Genomic DNA, 16,303 nt, shown 5'->3' with positions numbered 1-16,303 from the left:
CTGGTGACCGCCCCGCTGGATAGAATCTGGGGGCGGGCTGAGAGCCCGCACGGGGCGGCCGAAGTCCGAACATCCCCACCGTTCGGCCACGAAGCCGGAGTCACGCATGAGCACACACGCACAGCCCAAGAAGAACCGCCGCGCAGCCAAGGCCGTCGCCGCGGCCGCCGTGGGCATCGCCCTCCTGGCCGGCGGCGCCACGACGTTCGCCAAGTGGTACGAGGAGCAGGAGATCGGCGGGGGCAACCTCCAGTCCGGCCACCTGAACTTCACGGTCGCCAACCCCAAGTGGGTCGACTCCAACCACGGCGACAAGACCATCGACCCCACCGCGTTCAAGATGGTCCCCGGCGACAAGGTCACCTACACCGCGACGGTCACCCCGGACCTCGTGGGCGACAACCTCACCGCCACGCTCAAGGTCAACACGGCCAACACGGTCACCGGCGACCTGGCGAAGATCGTCAAGGTCACGACGAAGGTGGGAGGCGAGGACGCGGCGAAGCAGGTCAAGTCCGGCGATTCGACCGCGGTGAACGTCTCCGCCGTCATCGAATTCCCGCTCACCACCGATGGCGCGAAGCCGGCGGACGACAAGTCCAACTGGTGGAAATCCCAGGGCGAGGACGGCAGCGTCAACCTCAAGGAGACGAAGGTCGAGCTCATCCAGGACAACAACCCGGCCTGACCCTGACCGCCGTTCCACAGCCTGAGGACTCCCATGCGACTGCGCCGCATCCGGCCGTGGGCCGCCGCCTGCGCGGCCGGCTGCGCGCTGCTGCTCCTCGGGCCGACCGGCACCACGCTCGCCCGCTGGACAGCCGCGAGCCCGGTCGGCTCGGCAGACATCGGAACCGGCCACCTGAGCGCGACGTCCACGCGGGTGGGCTACGAACTCCAGAGCATGATCCCCGCCGGTCAGCGGACCGCGCTCGACACGGGCACGGCCTGCACCCCGGCCGCGGGCTACCAGGAGTGCCGGTCGTTCACCCCCGCCCAGCTGGCCGACGTGGCGCTGGTGCCCGGTGACCGGATCGTCATCGCCAACGAGTTCACGGTGAGCGCGGCGGGCGACAACCTCGCCGCCGACGTCACCCTGGACGGCGAGCCCGCCAAGGCCGGGCTGCCCCCCGAGACGACTGTCACCTCGACGCTCACCCGCGCCGGAACGGCGGTCACCCCGCCGGTGCGCGTGCGCGGCAGCGATCCGGCCAGCGCCCAGCAGGCGACCTGGCGCGCCGTCACGACCGTGACGACCCCCAAGCAGTGGCCGGCGGCCTACGCATCGAAGGCCTACAGCCTGGGCGCGCTGTCCGTCAGCGTCACCCAGGCCGGATGAGCCCCGCCCGCCCCCGCCGCACCCCCGCAGTCCCAGCAGGAAGGCACACCATGAGCAGACGCAGCTGGGTGGTCCCCGCCACCGCCGTCGCGATCCTGCTGCTCCTGTGCGCTGCGGTGCTGGGCTCCCAGGTGTGGTTCCCCCCGAATCGTGGAGGACTTCCTATGCGGCCTCGGGCAGCGTAGCCGCGTTGCTGGTCTCGTAGTCGACGGGGCTCATCATGTTTGCTGAGCTGTGCCGACGGTCGTGGTTGTAGAACCCGTAGCACCAGTCCAGTACGACGGCCTGGGCTTGGCGAGTGTCGGTGAACTGGTGGCGTGAGAGGACCTCCCACTCCAGGCTGGAGAAGAATGCCTCGGCGGCGGCGTTATCGAAGCACGAGCCGACGCGGCCCATGGACTGCCGGATGCCCATCGTGCGGCACAGCAAGGTGTGCGAGTTCGCCGTGTAGGTCGAGCCGCGGTCGGTGTGGAAGATGACCCGCTGGCTGTCGTCCTCGCGCCAGCCGGGGCCGTTGACGGCATCGACACCGCCACGGGCAGCGACGGCCATCTTGATCGCCGAACAGGCCAGCTCGGCGTCGGGATGCAGACCTGTCGCTGCTCCGAGGAGTCGGCGTGAGTAGAGGTCGATCACGCTCGCCAGGTACAGCTTCGGGCCCGGCCGGCCGTGCTCGTCGACGGTGGGGATCTCGGTCATGTCGCCCACCCAGCGGGCGTTTGCACGGTCTGCGGTGAAGTCCCGGCGCAGCAGGTTGAAGCGCCCTGGGTTTGGTTCCGACTCATCTGAAGGAGAATCGGATCATGCCCAAGAAGTACGACCAGCAGTTGCGTGAGCACGCCGTCAGGATGGTGCTCGACAAGCGCGCCGCCGAAGCATGCTCACAGCGCGTCGCGATGGACGCCGTCGGAGCCTCGCTCGGTATCGCGCCGGCGACCATCCGTAACTGGATGCCCCGTGCCGGCGAACAACTAGCCATGGCGGGCGCGGCAGCGCCGCGTGAGTCGCTCGAGGAAGAGAACCGGCGCCTTCGCCGCGAACTCGCAGAGACACGGCGCGCGAACGAGATCTTGAAGAAAGCATCGGCTTTTTTCGCAGCGGAACTCGACCGCCCCACGACGAGATGATCCGGTTCATCGACGAACACAAGGGTCAGTTCGGGGTCGAGTCCATCTGTCGCGTGCTGGGCGCGACGGAGTGTGGGTTCATCACGTCGCGCGGCTACCGGGCAGCGAAAGCCCGCCCGCGCTGCGCGCGAGCGATCCGTGACGAGGTCCTCATCGACGAGATCCGGCGCGTCCACCAGCAGAATTACGGCGTGTATGGCCACCGCAAGATGTGGCACGCGATGCGCCGCCAGGGCTGGATGATCGGACGCGACCAGACCGCCCGGCTCATGAGAGTCGCTGGGCTGCACGGTGTTCGGCGCGGGCGTCGCCCGTTCACGACCGTCGCGTCGAAGCTGCCCGATCACCGCCCGGACCTGGTCGAGCGTGACTTCCACGCGTTGGCGCCGAACGAGCTGTGGGTGGCGGACATCACGTACGTGCGCACCGTCGGTGGGTTCGCGTACACGGCGTTCATCACCGATGCGTGCACAAGGAAGATCGTCGGTTGGTCGGTCGCGTCGTCGCTGACGACGCAGGCGTTGCCGATGATCGCGTTGCAGCAGGCGATCACCACGACCCCGGCGGCGCGTCAGAGCGGACGGCTCGTGCATCACAGCGACCGCGGAGTCCAGGGTGAATTCAACTGGTCGTCGCAACACCTTGACCGTGGAGGTGTTCAGCTGTGGCGACGAGGGACTGGGCCGCGAAGACGAGCGATGTGCCCGAGGGTGCGCGTCGGCAATGGCGTGCGGATCGGGCGTTGCGTCCGCCGATGCGTTCGCCCGGGCGGCCTGAGCCCTCGCGGGCGGTGCAGCGGCAGTTCTGGCGTCTGATCGCGACGGGCATCACCTCAGCCGAAGCGGCTCTGAAGGTGGGCGTGTCTGTGCCGGTCGGGTCCCGTTGGTTTCGCCACGCTGGCGGCATGCCACCGATCTCACTTGCCGAGCCCAGCGGCCGTTACCTGTCCTTCGAGGAGCGTGAGGAGATCGCGCTCCTGCGCGCCAAGCAGGTCGGCGTGCGTGAGATCGCGCGCAGGATCGGCCGCGACCCGGGAACGATCTCCCGCGAACTGCGCCGCAACGCGGCCACGCGCAGCGGGAAGCAGGAGTACCGGGCGTTGGTAGCGCAATGGAAGGCTCAGCAGACAGCGAAGCGCCCGAAGACGGCGAAGCTCGCGACCAACGACCGGTTGCGTGAGTACGTTCAGGAGCGCCTCGCCGGAAACGTCCGTCGGCCTGACGGCAGCATCGTCGTGGGGCCGGAACCGCCGGCATGGAAGGGGCTGAACAAACCTCACCGGCAGGACCGGCGGTGGGCGACCGCGTGGAGCCCGGAGCAGATCTCGCACCGGCTGAAGGTCGACTTCCCGGATGATGAATCCATGCGCATCAGCCACGAGGCGATCTACCAGTCGCTGTTCATTGAGGGCCGTGGTGCGCTCAAACGCGAGCTCGTCACGTGCCTGCGCACCGGCCGCGCCCTCCGGCAGCCGCGGGCTCGAGCACAGAACCGCCCGCAAGGTCACGTCACCGCCGATGTCGTGTTCTCCGAACGGCCCGCAGCAGCCGCGGACCGCGCCGTGCCCGGGCATTGGGAGGGCGACTTGATCATCGGCACGGGCCGGTCCGCGATCGGCACTCTCGTCGAACGCAAGAGCCGGTCGACCCTGCTGGTGCACCTGCCGAGGCTGGACGGGTGGGGCGAGGCGCCGCCGATCAAGAACGGGCCCGCGTTGGGCGGCTACGGCGCAGTCGCGATGAACGCCGCGCTCATCGCGTCGATGATGAAGCTCCCCGAACAGCTCCGCAAGACGCTCACCTGGGACCGCGGCAAAGAACTCTCCGCGCACGCCCAGTTCGCGCTCGAGACGGGCACGAAGGTGTTCTTCGCCGACCCCCACTCGCCCTGGCAGAGGCCGACGAACGAGAACACCAACGGGTTGCTGCGGCAATACTTCCCGAAGGGCACCGACCTTTCACGATGGTCCGCTGAAGACCTCGAAGCAGTCGCCCTCGCACTGAACAACCGACCCCGCAAGAGCCTCGACTGGAAGACCCCCGCCGAAGTATTCCAGGAGCAGTTACACTCGCTCCAACAACCCGGTGTTGCAACGACCGGTTGAACCCAGGCAGTACGTTTCGCTGGCGTACACCGACACGTTGGCCGAGCACGGCGTCGCGCCTTCGGTTGGGACAGTAGGCGATTCGTATGACAACGCCTTGGCTGAGACGGTCAACGGCTTGTACAAGGCCGAGCTGATCTACTCACGCACGACGTGGCCGTCGACATCGGCGGTCGAATTGGCGACGCTGGAGTGGGTCAGCTGGTGGAACCGTCAACGCCTGCACGAAGCTCTCGACTACCGCACGCCCGCCGAGGTCGAAGCGGCCTACGATCAATCCCAGGCGAGAGCCCTCGTCACCACATAAGCGCGGAACGAAACCCAGGGCGCTTCAGGTCGGGGAACTTCGAAGCTGTCTTGTCCTGCCGTGTGAGCCCGTTCCGGCGCTTGATCCGGCGCGCGACCAGCCCCTGGCGGCGCATGGAGTCCGCGACCGTCTTCTCGCTGACCTCCCACCCGTCGTCGCGCAGGTCGGCGTGCAGCCGAGGCGAACCGTGTAGACCACGCTTCTTGGCGAACATCACCTTCACGGCCCGGTCGATGGTGTCGCGGCGTCGGTCCATCGCGGTGAACAGGCCGCTGGACGCGGCCGGGCCCAGTGCTCGGTCGCGCCATTTGTAGAACCACGCCAGGCTGACGCCGAGCAGCAGGCAGGTCACGGTGTGTGGCACCCGGTAGTTGGTCCTCTGGTCGGCGATGAAGCGTGCCACGCTCACTTCGTCGCCTCCTTGACCCACAGGACCACGGATCGCTTGAGGACATCACGCTCCATGCGGAGCTCGGCGTTCTCGGCCCGCAGGCGCTTGAGTTCGTCGGAGTCGTTCTTGGACAGGCTCGATGAGTCGTCCCGCTCCGCCCGCGCACGGTTCACCCAGTTGCCCAGGGTGCCCTCGTTCACGCCAAGGTCGCGCGCGATCTGCGCGATCGGCTTCCCGGTCTCTTCGACGATCCGGACAGCTCCCTCACGGAACTCCCGGTCGTACTTCTTCCGCTTCTCTGGCATCTCGATCCTCATTGTCGATGCCTCTACGGTCCGGGGGAACCTCACAGGGCAGCACCGCAGCGAAGTGGTTCGCCCGGCCCGGCGGCGACGGCGCCTCGGGCACCTCAGACGGTTTCACGATCTCCGCGGCGGATGCCTCGACCCAGAGAGCGAACAACGATCCCGCCGGCCGCGTGTGGAACGACACGGACTTCGCGCTCGTCAACGACTCGCGGACGCTCAGCCGCCGCGTGCTCATCCAGTCCTCGACGGTCTCCTCCCGCTACGCCTATCCGGACAAAACGCTCGATCCGGTCTTCCGCGCGAAGATCACGTACAACCTCGCGGCGCAGGGCAAGGACTGCACCGACTGGACCCGCACCGAGCTCTGGCCGATCAAGGGCGCGGACAGCGCAGCCGCCTCGGGCGGGAAGTACACCGCTCCGGCCGGCACGGCCGTCACCCTGGCACCGGGGGAGACCCGGCACGTCTGCGTCGACTTCGCGCTGGCCCTGGGCTCCGACAACGGCGCGCAGCGAGCGGAGATCCTCAAGCAGCTGGCCGGCGGCGGCATCAAGGTGCAGACCGCGTACAAGACGGAGCAGCAGTACTCCACCACCACCGGCGCCGAGTCGGGCACCGTTCCCGCGTACTACCGCATCGGGCTGCCGCAGCCGGTGCCCAATGCGGCAAAGGCGGACGCCAGTGCCGTGCCCGGGTGTGTACGAGATGGCTCGCGCAGTCGGCTCTACTGGAACGGGACTGATGCACGATCAGGTGTCAGCTTGGTTTAGGCCGCCAGGGTGACGGTCGGGTTCATGATGGTCTCGTATTCGATGGGGGTCAATCGGCCCAGGCGGGCCTGACGCCGGCGGCGGTGGTAGGTCCGTTCGATCCAGGTAATGATCGCGATCCGGAGTTCCTCACGGGTGCGCCAACGGCGCCGGTCCAGGACGTTCTTCTGGAGTAGCGAGAAGAAGGATTCCATCGCCGCGTTATCACCGGCAGCACCGACTTGGCCCATGGATCCGATGAGGTGATGCTGGTTCAGGGCGTGGACGAACTTCCGGGATCGAAACTGCTTGGGCTCAATCGGTCGTTGCAACACCGTGTTGTTGAAGCGAGCGTAACTGCTCCTCGAAGACTTCCGCGGGAGTGCGCCAGTTCAGGCTTTTCCGTGGCCGGTTGTTGAGCGCGAGAGCGACGGCTTCGAGGTCCTCGGCCGACCACCGCGAGAGGTCCGTGCCCTTCGGGAAGTACTGACGCAGCAACCCGTTTGTGTTCTCGTTCGTCGGCCGCTGCCAGGGCGAGTGGGGGTCGGCGAAGAACACCTTCGTGCCCGTCTCAAGCGCGAACTGGGCATGCGCAGAAAGCTCCTTGCCGCGATCCCAGGTGAGTGTCTTGCGAAGCTGTTCTGGAAGCTTGGTCATGGTCGCGACGAGAGCAGCATTCATCGCGACGGCGCCGTAGCCTCCCAGTGCAGGACCGTTCTTCACATATGGGTTCTCGCCCCAGCCCTCCAGGCGGGGCAGGTGCACCAGCAGAGTCGAGCGGCTCTTGCGCTCGACGACAGTGCCGATCGCCGATCGGCCCGTTCCGATGATCAGATCCCCCTCCCAGTGCCCAGGAACGGCGCGGTCCGCCGCCTCCGCAGGACGTTCGGAGAACACGACATCGGCGGTGACATGCCCTTGCGGACGGTTCTGCGCTCGAGCTCGTGGCTGCCGGAGTGCGCGACCGGTTCGCAGGCAGGTGACGAGTTCGCGTTTGAGCGCGCCACGGCCCTGGATGAACAGCGACTGGTAGATCGCCTCGTGGCTGATGCGCATGGACTCATCATCCGGGAAGTCGACCTTGAGGCGGTGTGAGATCTGCTCCGGGCTCCACGCGATCGCCCACCGCCGGTCCTGCCGATGTGGCTTGTTCCGCCCCTTCCATGCCAGCGGCTCAGGGCCGACGACCACGCTGCCATCGGGTCGGCGGACGTTGCCGGCGAGACGGTCCTGGACGTACTCGCGCAGCCTAGCGTTGGTCACCAACTTCGCCTTCTTCGGCCGCTTCGCCGCCTGCTGCGCCTTCCACTGCGCCACCAGCGCCCGGTATTCCTGCTTGCCGCTGCGCGTAGCGGCATTGCGGCGCAGCTCGCGGGAGATCGTTCCCGGGTCGCGGCCGATCCTGCGGGCGATCTCACGCACGCCGAGCTGCTTGGCGCGGAGAAGCGCGATCTCCTCGCGTTCCTCGAAGGACAGATAACGACCTGTGGGCGGGGCGAGGCTGATCGGCGGCATGCCGCCAGCGTGACGAAACCAACGGGTCCCGACCGGCACAGACACGCCCACCGTCAGCGCCGCTTCGGCGGAGGTGATACCCGTCGCGATCAGACGCCAGAACTGCCGTTGCACCTCCCGCGAAGGCTCAGGCCGCCCGGGCGAGCGCATCGGCGGACGCAACGCCCGATCCGCACGCCACTGCCGACGCGCACTCACGGGCACTTCGCTGGTCTTCTTGCTCCAATCCGCCGTCACCATCGTTGAACACCTCTCGATCGAGGTGTTGCGACAACCAGTTGAATCCGCCCTGCGACCCGCGGTCTGAGTGAACAATGCAGCCAGCAACGTCGCCGCGCCGCGTTGCCGCGTTGGCCAGGGCGTTCACCGCCAAGCGGGCCTTCATCCGGTCACTCATGGAGTAGCCGACGATCCGGCCGGAGAAGGCGTCCTTGATCGCGCAGAGGTAGAGCTTGCCCTCATCAGTCCAGTGCTCGGTGATGTCGGTCAGCCAGAGCTCGTTGACGTCATCGGCAGTGAAGTCCCTCTGGACGAGGTCATCGTGGACAGGCGGTCCCGGACGTTTCCCGTTCTTGGCGCGCTTCTTCCCGAAAACGGACCACCACTGGTTGTCGTGGCAGATCCGCCACGCGGTCCGCTCGCACATGACCTCACCAGCCTCAGCGGCTTCGCCGGCGAGGAATCGGTACCCGAACTCCGGGTCGTCGCGGTGAGCGTCCAATAGCGCGTTGGCTCGATAGGCCTCGACCAGCTCGGCCTCGGTGACCTGCTGTTTGCGCCAGCGGTAGTAGGGCTGGCGAGAGAGCTTTAGGACCCGCAAGGACACCGCAACGGGGATCCCGTCGGCGGCGAGCTCGCTCACGAGCGGGTAGAGGATTTTCCCGGCAGATTCGCCTGGGACAGGTATGCAGCAGCACGGCGGAGCACCTCGTTCTCCTGCTCCAGCAGCCGGTTCCGGCGTCGGAGCTCGCGCAGCTCGGTGGAATCCTCACGGGTCTTCCCAGGCCGGTTGCCGTCCTCGACGTCCGCTTGGCGCATCCAGTTCGTCAGGCAGGACTCGGAGATCCCGAAGTCCTTCGCGATCACGGAGAGCTTCTGGCCGGGTTCACGGTTCCTCGCGACGCGGACGACGTCCTCACGGAACTCTTGGGGATAGGGAGCGGGCATGGCGCACATCCTTCCCTGCAACGCCGCACGGCGCCACAGATCATGTGACACCTGATCGTGCATCAGTCCCAACTGGTTGGGGGAGTGGGAGAGTTCAGTTTCTGCGAGCACCGTGAGCGCTGTCGACCACTGGGAACTGTGGACGAGCGCCAACGGTCAGAGCTTCAGCAAACTGACGTCGAACCTCTACAGCTACGAGGGCAAACTCAACGGCACGAATATCCCCACCGGTGCACGCTCGATCGGGGTGGACCGCGCACAGATGAGCGGTGGGACCACCGCCAGCCCGGTGAAGCGGGCCTTCCTCGTCGTCGGCGTGCTCGCCGGTACGAACGGTGGTTCGCCGGTTCGATTCGCCGCGTCGAAGACATGAACGCTGAGCTGGAACGGCGTGAACAACGGCAACCTGTGCGCGGGCACCGCAACCGTGCCGGACGCGGTCACCGGCCAGCCGAACATGCCGGGGCCCACGTGGTGATGGCGCGCACCGGCAGGGCGGTCCTGTGGGGGCTCGCGGCTCTGCTGGCCGCCCTGCTGCTGGCCATGGTCATCGTCCCCCGCCTGTGCGGGTGGGTGCCGCTGACCGTGCTCACCGGCTCCATGGAGCCCACGATCCCGCCGGGCTCCCAGGTCTACGTCAAGCCCATCGACGAGAGCACGCAGATCTCCGCCGGGCAGGTCATCACGTTCATGCCGAACCCCGACGACCCGACGCTCGTCACCCACCGCGTCGTGGGCGTCTCGCAGGACGGCAGCGGGACCCCCTCCTACGTCACGCAGGGCGATGCGAACAACGCCGCGGACCCGGAGCCGGTGGCGCGCAAGCAGGTGCGCGGCACGCTCGTCTACCACCTGCCGTTCGTCGGGGGCCTCGCGCTGGCGATCGGCGGCAAGGCGAAGCTGGGCGGCATCATCGCGCTGGACGTGCTTGCCCTCCTCTATGCCGCGTGGCAGGTCATCCGCCTGATGGTCGAGCGCCGTTCTGCCCGCGCGCCGCGGGGGCGGCCGGGCTCAGGCGCGCCGAGCGCAGAGCCCAGGGAATCAGCCCCGAGCGATGCCCTCGGCCGGTCCGCGCACACCCCTGCCGCCAACCGGCCCGCCCGGCAGGGAGGCGGTCGTGAGAGCTAGGGGGCGCCGCGTCCAGCGCGCCGCGAGCAGCGCGGCGCTCGCCTGCCTGCTCGTCGGCGGGGCAGCGGGCGTCGGCACGGGGGGAGTGGCGATGGCGGCTTCCGGTGCCGGTGCGGCCCCTCGTGCCCGCGTCTCGGTGGACGGCACGCACTTCGCGGCGAACCTGCCGCACCCGCTCTTCTCCCGGAAGCCGCGAATGGCCCCCGGCGCTGAGGAGACGGAGACCCTGTGGGTGAAGAATGTCAGCGACCAGCCCCTCCGGGCGGCGCTCAGGATGGCCTGGAACGGCGGCCGCAATCCGCGTGGCTTCGACGACGACCTGGTGTTTCGGGCCGGCAGCCGCCACAGCACCGCGGCTGCGCTGCGCCACGAGCCGCTGACGATCGACCTCGGCACACTGGCACCCGGACATGTCGCCCGCGCCAGCGTCACGGCCGCACTGCCGCTGGGGTCCGGCAACCGCAGCGAAGACGCAGACATCCGCGTGGCGCTCTCGCTGCTGCTGTCGGGGTCTGACCAACCTGCTCCCAGCCCGAGCAGCCCCGCACCGACGTCATCGCACTCGCGCCCGCCCCAGCCGTCCTCGGACACGCCCGACCGCCGACCGTCCAGCGGGCCGAGCGCCACCGCAGCCGAACCAGGGCACCCCACCGCCACCGCCGGCCCGAATCGCCCGGCCGAGGTCGGCCCGGACCCCGGCCCCGGCTCCCCGCTGCCGCGCACGGGCGCGCAGGCGCTGTCGACCCTGCTCGCCGCGGCGGCGTGCGTGGGCGTCGGCCTGCTGCTCGTCGTCCTGGGCCGCAGGCGCCTGCGGCGCTGACTCAAAGCTCGCCGCTGAGTCCCAGCTCGCCGCGCAGGCGCCCCCCCCGCGGCCGACTCGCACACCGCCGCACCCGTGGTGCAGCCGCTCGGCCGCTCAGGGCACGGGATCGCCGATCCGGATGCCGAACTCCGCGGCCAGGGCCGGTGCGAGCAGGGCGACCTGCTGCTCGTCGAGCGTGGCGCCGGCCAGCCCGCGCAGCCCCGTGATGCGCCCGATGCTCGCGCCGCGCAGGTCGACGTCGGCCAGCGCTGCCCCCACCACCTCGAGCGCCTCGAGCTCGGACTGCGGGCACGCCGCGCGCGCGGCCGTGGCCTGGCCCAGATCGAGCTCGCCGATCCGGCACTGCTCGAAGCGCACATCGCGCAACACGGCCCCGCGCAGGTTCACATACCCCAGCCGGCACGCGGCGAACTCGACGCGCTCGAACGCGGCGCCGTAGGCCTCGAGGCTGCCCACCCGGCACCCGTCGAAGCGCACATTGGACAACCGGGAGGGCACGAGCGCCAGGCCGGCCGCGGCGCAGCGGTCGAAGGCGCAGCCCGTGAGCGCGGCGAGCTCGAGATCGAGGCCGGCGAACTCGCACGAGGCGAACCGGCAGTCGAGCACGCTGGCGGCCCGGGCGCTGCCCGGGCCCAGCTCGGGGTCGGCGAACTCGAGGCCGTCCACCCGGTCCTCGGGCCCGAGGTCGCCGGGCAGGCCGGGGCTGAGGGCAGGCAGGCTGACAAGCGGTGGCCGAGGCACGGCGGGAGCGGACATGCGCCCATTGTGCCCGGCCCGCCCGCCGCGCATCCGGCGGGGCACCGTGGCCGACGCGGACGGCGCCGCGCCCACCGGGGCGCACTCGCTAGACTGGTGCGCGGCCCGCGCCGTGCAGCCGGCGCCCGCCCGAGTCCAGCACCGCCACCGCAGCGCCCGCGCTGCAGCCAGGAGGAACACCGCGCATGTCAGAGCCCCTCAGCCCGCTCGACGAGGCGGGAGTCGGCGCAGCCGTCGACGCGGCGCTGGCGGCCTTCGCCGCGGCGCGCACCCTCGACGAGCTCAAGGCCGCGAAGATCGACCACACGGGCGACCGCTCGCCGCTGGCGCTGGCCAACCGGGCGATCGGCGGTCTCGACAAGGCGGACAAGGCGCGCGCGGGCAAGCTCGTCGGCCAGTCGCGCGGGCGCGTGAGCCAGGCCCACGCGGCCCGCCAGGGTGAGCTCGAGGCGCAGCGCGAGGCCGAGGTGCTCGTCGCCGAGGCCATCGACGTCACCCTGCCGAGCGGCCGCCGGCCCGCCGGGCACCGCCACCCGCTCCAGCTGCTCCAGGAGCAGATCGCCGACCACTTCGTCGGCCACGGCTGGGAGGTCGCCGAGGGCCCCGAGGTCGAGAACGAGTGGCTGAACTTCGACTCCCTCAACTTCGGCCCGGACCATCCCGCGCGCCAGATGCAGGACACCTTCTTCGTCGACCCGCCCGCCTCCGGCCTCGTGCTGCGCACCCACACCTCCCCGGTCCAGTCGCGCAGCCTGCTCACGCGCGGCGTGCCGCTCTACGTCGTGTGCCCGGGCAAGACCTTCCGCACCGATGAGCTCGACGCCACCCACACGCCCGTCTTCCACCAGGTGGAGGGCATCGCGATCGACCGGGGCCTGACGATGGCCGACCTCAAGGGCACGCTCGACGCGTTCGCCCGGGCCATGTTCGGCCCCGAGTCGCGCACCCGCCTGCGGCCCAGCTTCTTCCCGTTCACCGAGCCCAGCGCGGAGATGGACTTCTGGTTCCCGCAGAAGGTCGGCGGCCCCGGCTGGATCGAATGGGGCGGCTGCGGCATGGTGCACCCCAATGTGCTGCGCGCCGCCGGGGTCGACCCCGCCGAATACCAGGGCTTCGCGTTCGGCATGGGCATCGAGCGCACCCTCATGCTCAAGGAGGGCATCAACGACATGCACGACATGGTCGAAGGCGATGTCCGCTTCTCCGCCACGTTTGGAGTGATGTCCTGATGCGCGTCCCGCTGGAATGGCTCGGCCAGTACGTCGACCTGTCCCCGTACGCCGGCGACTGGCACCGCCTCGCCGCGGACCTCGCCGGCATCGGCCTGGAGGAGGAGGACTTCTTCGGCCCCGCCGTGACCGGTCCGCTCGTCGTCGCGCGCGTGCTCGCCATGGAGCCGGAGGAGCACTCGAACGGCAAGACCGTCAACTGGTGCCAGCTGGACGTGGGAGAGGACTCGCCCCGCGGTATCGTGTGCGGCGCCCACAACTTCGCCGTCGGCGATCTCGTCGCCGCCGCCCTGCCCGGTTCGGTGCTGCCCGGAGGGTTCGCGATCGCGGCCCGCAAGACCTACGGCCACGTCTCCGACGGCATGATCTGCAGCGCGCGCGAACTCGGCCTGGGCGAGGACCACGACGGCATCATCGTGCTGGCCGACTGGGGCCTGGACGCCTCGCCCGGAGACGATGCGAAGGCGCTGCTCGGACTCGACTCCACCACCCTGGACGTCAACGTCACCCCCGACCGCGGCTACCAGCTGTCCATGCGCGGGATCGGGCGGGAGTACGCGATGCTCACCGGCCAGTCCTTCGCGGACCCCGCCGACGGCGAGGCACTGGCCCCCGCCCCCGACGGCTTCCCCGTCGAGCTCGCAGACACGGCCCCCATCCACGGCACCGCCGGCTGCGATCGCTTCACCGCGCTGCGGGTCAGCGGCGTCGATCCCACCGCCCGCACCCCGTTCTGGATGGCCAAGCGCCTCCTCGACGCCGGCATGCGGCCGATATCCCTGTGCGTCGACGTCACGAACTACGTCATGCTCGAGCTCGGCCAGCCGCTGCACGCCTACGATGCGGCGAAGCTGCGCGAGCCCATCGTCGTGCGCCGTGCCCGGCCCGGGGAGAAGCTCACCACCCTGGACGGCGCCGAGCGCTCCCTCGACCCCGAGGACCTCCTCATCGCGGACGCCGGCGGCGAGCGGATCATCGGCCTCGCCGGCGTCATGGGCGGCGCCGACACGGAGGTCGAGGCGGACACCGACACCGTCATCGTCGAGGCCGCGCACTTCGATCCCATCACCGTGGCCCGCACGAGCCGCCGCCATCGCCTGCCCAGTGAGGCCGCGCGCCGGTTCGAGCGCGGCGTCGACCCCGCACTGGGCCCCGCGGCAGCTCGCCGCTGCGCGCAGCTCATCGCCGACCTCGGCGGCGGTACGATCGGCCCGGCCACCGTCGTCGGCGAGGCGCCCGCGCCGCGCACGATCGAGCTGCCCGTGGCCGCCCCGGCGCGCCGGGTGGGCGTCGCCTACACCCCTGACCAGGTCGTGGCGGCCCTCGAGGCCGTCGGCTGCCGGATCGCGGACAAGGCCGAGGCGGCGGCCCCCGACGCCGTGCTCGCCGTCACCGTCCCCACCTGGCGGCCCGACCTCACGGCAGCCGAGGACCTCATCGAGGAGGTGGCCCGGGTCTGCGGCTACGAGCAGATCCCGTCCCGGCAGCCGCAGGCGCCCGGCGGTGCCGGGCTCAGCCGTGCCCAGCGCGCCCGGCGCACTGTCTCGCAGCTGCTGGCGGCCCTGGGCCTCACCGAGGTGCTGACCTACCCCTTCACCTCCGAGGCGCGCAGCGACGCGCTGCTCATCCCGGCCGACGACCCCCGGCGGGCGAGCCTGCGCCTGGCCAACCCGCTCGCGGAGGACCAGCCCCTGCTGCGCACCTCGCTGCTGCCCACGCTCGTCGACGCTGTGGCGCGCAACACCGGTCGCGGGTTCAAGGACGTCGCGGTCTTCGAGGCGGGTCTCGTCACGCTGCCGGGCGGCGCCCTGCCCGAGGGCCTGACCTTCGAGCCGGGCTACCACCCCACGGAGGACGAGCTCTCCCGGATCTTCGCCTCGGTGCCCGCCCAGCCCTACCATTACGCGGGCGCGATCACCGGCCACTGGGACCTCCCGGGCAGCTGGGGGAGCGGCCGGCGCGCCGAGGCGGCCGACGCCATCGACGTCGTGCGCCGGGCAATCGCCGCACTGGGCCTGCGCGCCGAGGTCGAGGCGGCCGCGCACGCGCCGTTCCACCCCGGCCGGTGTGCGCGGTTCGCGCTCGCCGACGGCTCCACCGCAGGCTACGCCGGCGAGCTGCACCCCAAGGTCCTCGAGAACCTCGGCCTGCCCGCCCGCACGGTGGCGTTCGAGTTCGACCTCGACGTCCTGCTGGCGCAGGCGCCCGAGCGCGACTGGGACGGGGCGCTGTCGGCCTACCCGGTCTCGCGCCAGGACGTGGCGCTGCTCGTCGCCTCCGATGCCCCCGCCGCCGAGGTGGCGCGGGCCCTGCGCGCCGGCGCCGGCGCCGAGCTCGAGGACATCGAGCTCTTCGACGTCTACACGGGCGACCAGGTGGGCGAGGGACAGAAGTCGCTGGCGTTCCGCCTGACGTTCCGCGCCGCCGACCGCACGCTCACCGCCGCTGAGGCCTCGGCGCTGCGCGAGGCGGCCACCGCCGTCGCGGCCGAGCGCTTCGGCGCGACGGTGAGGAGCTGAGCATGGACCACGGGCAGGACCTCGCCGTCATCACCGGTGGTGCGCGCGGCATCGGCCGCCACCTCGCGGACGCCTTCGCCCGGGCCGGCTATGCGGTCCTCCTCACGGCCACCGACGGCCAGCGCGCCTCGGCGGCCGCGGCCGAGCTGGCCGCGGACACGGCCGGGCGGGTGAGCGGCGCCGCGCTCGATGCGGGCGACCCGGCCTCCGTCGCGGCCCTGGCCGCGCGGGTCGACGAGGCGCAGGAGGCCCTGGGCGCGCGGCTGCGGGTGCTCGTCAACAACGCCGGGCGCATCGAGTCCACGGAGGGCCCCGTCTGGGAGGCCGATCCCGCGTCCTTGGCCGCGGTCGTCGCGGCCAATGTGGCCGGCCCGCTGCTGGTCGTCAACGCCCTGGCGCCGCTTTTGCTGGCCACGGCCGAGGCCACCGGCCGGCCCGCGCGCATCATCGACCTCAACTCCGGGTCCGGGGCGCAGGGCACGAACGCCTACGCGGCGTACTCGGCCTCGAAGCTCGCGCTCTTCCGGCTCGCGGACTCCGTCCAGCACTACGGGTTCGACCGCGGCCTGCGGATCTTCGAGCTCAGCCCCGGCGTCATCCGCTCCGACATGACAGGATCGATGCCCGTCCACGCCGAGCGCACCGAGTGGACGGACCCGGCGGAGGTCGCGGCGCTCGCGCTCGCCCTGGCGGGCGGAGAGCTCGACGCGTGGTCCGGCCGCTATGTGCGCGCCGGCCTCGACACACCGGAGTCGCTGGCGCGCCGCGCGACCGCCGGGCCCCTGCCCGCCGGCCTGCGCCGGGCCACCGTGGAGATGTGACCCGCCGGGCGCGCCCGGTG

The 16,303-nt window shown here is 70.5% G+C and carries 19 protein-coding genes and 2 pseudogenes; 13 read left to right on the top strand and 8 right to left on the bottom strand.

The annotated features are described in order from the left end of the window. Nucleotides 1-106: 106 nt before the first annotated feature. Together BRM1_RS04905 and BRM1_RS04900 are read left to right on the top strand one after the other, a co-directional pair. Nucleotides 107-688, top strand: coding sequence for an alternate-type signal peptide domain-containing protein (locus BRM1_RS04905; RefSeq protein WP_160952902.1), 582 nt, complete (start codon nt 107-109; stop codon nt 686-688). 33 nt (nt 689-721) lie between these two features. After that, nucleotides 722-1,339, top strand: a complete 618-nt coding sequence (locus BRM1_RS04900; protein ID WP_268528877.1) for a hypothetical protein — start codon at nt 722-724, stop codon at nt 1,337-1,339. A 162-nt stretch (nt 1,340-1,501) separates the two neighbouring features. Here BRM1_RS04900 and BRM1_RS04895 read toward each other — a convergent pair whose 3' ends face one another. Further along, nucleotides 1,502-2,089 carry an IS3 family transposase gene (locus tag BRM1_RS04895; RefSeq protein ID WP_268529711.1) on the bottom strand — a complete coding sequence of 196 codons (588 nt, stop codon included), beginning with the start codon at nt 2,087-2,089 and terminating at the stop codon, nt 1,502-1,504. 53 nt (nt 2,090-2,142) lie between these two features. Here BRM1_RS04895 and BRM1_RS04890 point away from each other — a divergent pair, with 53 nt between their 5' ends. The 4 genes and pseudogenes from BRM1_RS04890 to BRM1_RS04875 form a co-directional block, all read left to right on the top strand. Continuing rightward, the gene (locus tag BRM1_RS04890) at nt 2,143-2,466 is read left to right on the top strand and encodes a transposase (RefSeq protein WP_160954402.1); all 324 of its coding nucleotides are present in this window, start codon (nt 2,143-2,145) and stop codon (nt 2,464-2,466) included. Continuing rightward, nucleotides 2,463-3,281: an IS3 family transposase gene (locus BRM1_RS04885; protein WP_268528875.1), complete on the top strand. Its 819-nt coding sequence runs from the start codon at nt 2,463-2,465 to the stop codon at nt 3,279-3,281. Before BRM1_RS04890 ends, BRM1_RS04885 begins: the two co-directional genes overlap by 4 nt. Further along, complete coding sequence (locus tag BRM1_RS04880) at nt 3,221-4,570, top strand: IS30 family transposase (RefSeq protein ID WP_442864345.1); 1,350 nt, start codon at nt 3,221-3,223, stop codon at nt 4,568-4,570. The genes BRM1_RS04885 and BRM1_RS04880 overlap by 61 nt, the downstream gene beginning before the upstream one ends. A gap of 7 nt (nt 4,571-4,577) precedes the next feature. Then, nucleotides 4,578-4,877, top strand: a pseudogene (locus tag BRM1_RS04875) (integrase core domain-containing protein); the annotation flags it as partial. On the opposite strand, the gene BRM1_RS04870 reads toward BRM1_RS04875, so the two are convergent. Both BRM1_RS04870 and BRM1_RS04865 read right to left on the bottom strand, forming a co-directional pair. Then, nucleotides 4,867-5,280, bottom strand: a complete 414-nt coding sequence (locus tag BRM1_RS04870) for an IS3 family transposase (protein WP_268528870.1) — start codon at nt 5,278-5,280, stop codon at nt 4,867-4,869. The pseudogene BRM1_RS04875 and the gene BRM1_RS04870 sit on opposite strands and share 11 nt — an antisense overlap. Before the next feature lie 2 nt (nt 5,281-5,282). Beyond that, nucleotides 5,283-5,573, bottom strand: coding sequence for a transposase (locus tag BRM1_RS04865; RefSeq protein ID WP_160954404.1), 291 nt, complete (start codon nt 5,571-5,573; stop codon nt 5,283-5,285). Between the two features lie 17 nt (nt 5,574-5,590). Here BRM1_RS04865 and BRM1_RS04860 point away from each other — a divergent pair, with 17 nt between their 5' ends. After that, nucleotides 5,591-6,346, top strand: a complete 756-nt coding sequence (locus tag BRM1_RS04860; RefSeq protein ID WP_268528865.1) for a hypothetical protein — start codon at nt 5,591-5,593, stop codon at nt 6,344-6,346. On the opposite strand, the pseudogene BRM1_RS04855 reads toward BRM1_RS04860, so the two are convergent. The 4 genes and pseudogenes from BRM1_RS04855 to BRM1_RS04840 all read right to left on the bottom strand — a co-directional run. Further along, nucleotides 6,343-6,633 (bottom strand): annotated as a pseudogene (locus BRM1_RS04855) (IS3 family transposase); the annotation flags it as partial. The gene BRM1_RS04860 and the pseudogene BRM1_RS04855 overlap by 4 nt on opposite strands. Before the next feature lie 7 nt (nt 6,634-6,640). Beyond that, on the bottom strand, nt 6,641-7,990 hold the full coding sequence (locus tag BRM1_RS04850) for an IS30 family transposase (protein ID WP_442864352.1): 1,350 nt from the start codon (nt 7,988-7,990) through the stop codon (nt 6,641-6,643). Next, a complete protein-coding gene (locus BRM1_RS04845) occupies nt 7,968-8,702 on the bottom strand; it encodes a DDE-type integrase/transposase/recombinase (protein WP_268524916.1) in 735 nt (244 codons plus the stop codon). The genes BRM1_RS04850 and BRM1_RS04845 overlap by 23 nt, the downstream gene beginning before the upstream one ends. Beyond that, nucleotides 8,699-9,007, bottom strand: a complete 309-nt coding sequence (locus BRM1_RS04840; RefSeq protein WP_202411138.1) for a transposase — start codon at nt 9,005-9,007, stop codon at nt 8,699-8,701. The genes BRM1_RS04845 and BRM1_RS04840 overlap by 4 nt, the downstream gene beginning before the upstream one ends. A 112-nt stretch (nt 9,008-9,119) precedes the next feature. Here BRM1_RS04840 and BRM1_RS04835 point away from each other — a divergent pair, with 112 nt between their 5' ends. The 3 genes from BRM1_RS04835 (at nt 9,120) to BRM1_RS04825 (ending at nt 10,955) form a co-directional block, all read left to right on the top strand. Further along, nucleotides 9,120-9,380, top strand: coding sequence for a hypothetical protein (locus BRM1_RS04835; RefSeq protein WP_268528862.1), 261 nt, complete (start codon nt 9,120-9,122; stop codon nt 9,378-9,380). A gap of 104 nt (nt 9,381-9,484) precedes the next feature. After that, nucleotides 9,485-10,135, top strand: a complete 651-nt coding sequence (locus BRM1_RS04830) for a signal peptidase I (RefSeq protein WP_268529707.1) — start codon at nt 9,485-9,487, stop codon at nt 10,133-10,135. After that, on the top strand, nt 10,125-10,955 hold the full coding sequence (locus BRM1_RS04825) for an LPXTG cell wall anchor domain-containing protein (protein ID WP_160952899.1): 831 nt from the start codon (nt 10,125-10,127) through the stop codon (nt 10,953-10,955). The genes BRM1_RS04830 and BRM1_RS04825 overlap by 11 nt, the downstream gene beginning before the upstream one ends. Nucleotides 10,956-11,051: 96 nt before the next feature. On the opposite strand, the gene BRM1_RS04820 is transcribed toward BRM1_RS04825, so the two are convergent. After that, complete coding sequence (locus BRM1_RS04820; protein ID WP_268528857.1) at nt 11,052-11,714, bottom strand: pentapeptide repeat-containing protein; 663 nt, start codon at nt 11,712-11,714, stop codon at nt 11,052-11,054. A 185-nt stretch (nt 11,715-11,899) separates the two neighbouring features. Here BRM1_RS04820 and pheS point away from each other — a divergent pair, with 185 nt between their 5' ends. The 3 genes from pheS to BRM1_RS04805 are packed head-to-tail and all read left to right on the top strand — an operon-like array spanning nt 11,900 to nt 16,283. After that, a complete protein-coding gene (gene pheS, locus BRM1_RS04815; RefSeq protein WP_268528855.1) occupies nt 11,900-12,943 on the top strand; it encodes a phenylalanine--tRNA ligase subunit alpha in 1,044 nt (347 codons plus the stop codon). Continuing rightward, nucleotides 12,943-15,462: a phenylalanine--tRNA ligase subunit beta gene (pheT, locus tag BRM1_RS04810; protein WP_160952896.1), complete on the top strand. Its 2,520-nt coding sequence runs from the start codon at nt 12,943-12,945 to the stop codon at nt 15,460-15,462. The genes pheS and pheT overlap by 1 nt, the downstream gene beginning before the upstream one ends. 2 nt (nt 15,463-15,464) lie before the next feature. Beyond that, entirely contained in the window at nt 15,465-16,283 is an 819-nt protein-coding gene (locus tag BRM1_RS04805) for an SDR family NAD(P)-dependent oxidoreductase (protein ID WP_268528851.1), read from the top strand. Nucleotides 16,284-16,303: the final 20 nt, after the last annotated feature.

Origin of the sequence: Brevibacterium sp. BRM-1 (genome assembly GCF_026802075.1) — a bacterium.
Lineage (GTDB): Bacteria > Actinomycetota > Actinomycetes > Actinomycetales > Brevibacteriaceae > Brevibacterium > Brevibacterium rongguiense.
This window is presented reverse-complemented; position numbering and strand designations above follow the sequence as displayed.

Excerpts from the sequence above, each read along its gene's own strand:
- BRM1_RS04890 (WP_160954402.1), top strand. The coding sequence starts at position 2,143 with ATGCCCAAGAAGTACGACCAGCAGTTGCGTGAGCACGCCGTCAGGATG.
- BRM1_RS04840 (WP_202411138.1), bottom strand. The coding sequence starts at position 9,007 with ATGCCCGCTCCCTATCCCCAAGAGTTCCGTGAGGACGTCGTCCGCGTC.
- BRM1_RS04865 (WP_160954404.1), bottom strand. The coding sequence starts at position 5,573 with ATGCCAGAGAAGCGGAAGAAGTACGACCGGGAGTTCCGTGAGGGAGCT.
- BRM1_RS04860 (WP_268528865.1), top strand. The coding sequence starts at position 5,591 with ATGCCTCTACGGTCCGGGGGAACCTCACAGGGCAGCACCGCAGCGAAG.
- BRM1_RS04900 (WP_268528877.1), top strand. The coding sequence starts at position 722 with ATGCGACTGCGCCGCATCCGGCCGTGGGCCGCCGCCTGCGCGGCCGGC.
- BRM1_RS04905 (WP_160952902.1), top strand. The coding sequence starts at position 107 with ATGAGCACACACGCACAGCCCAAGAAGAACCGCCGCGCAGCCAAGGCC.
- BRM1_RS04880 (WP_442864345.1), top strand. The coding sequence starts at position 3,221 with ATGCGTTCGCCCGGGCGGCCTGAGCCCTCGCGGGCGGTGCAGCGGCAG.
- BRM1_RS04820 (WP_268528857.1), bottom strand. The coding sequence starts at position 11,714 with ATGTCCGCTCCCGCCGTGCCTCGGCCACCGCTTGTCAGCCTGCCTGCC.
- BRM1_RS04805 (WP_268528851.1), top strand. The coding sequence starts at position 15,465 with ATGGACCACGGGCAGGACCTCGCCGTCATCACCGGTGGTGCGCGCGGC.
- pheT (WP_160952896.1), top strand. The coding sequence starts at position 12,943 with ATGCGCGTCCCGCTGGAATGGCTCGGCCAGTACGTCGACCTGTCCCCG.
- BRM1_RS04830 (WP_268529707.1), top strand. The coding sequence starts at position 9,485 with ATGGCGCGCACCGGCAGGGCGGTCCTGTGGGGGCTCGCGGCTCTGCTG.
- pheS (WP_268528855.1), top strand. The coding sequence starts at position 11,900 with ATGTCAGAGCCCCTCAGCCCGCTCGACGAGGCGGGAGTCGGCGCAGCC.
- BRM1_RS04885 (WP_268528875.1), top strand. The coding sequence starts at position 2,463 with ATGATCCGGTTCATCGACGAACACAAGGGTCAGTTCGGGGTCGAGTCC.
- BRM1_RS04850 (WP_442864352.1), bottom strand. The coding sequence starts at position 7,990 with ATGCGCTCGCCCGGGCGGCCTGAGCCTTCGCGGGAGGTGCAACGGCAG.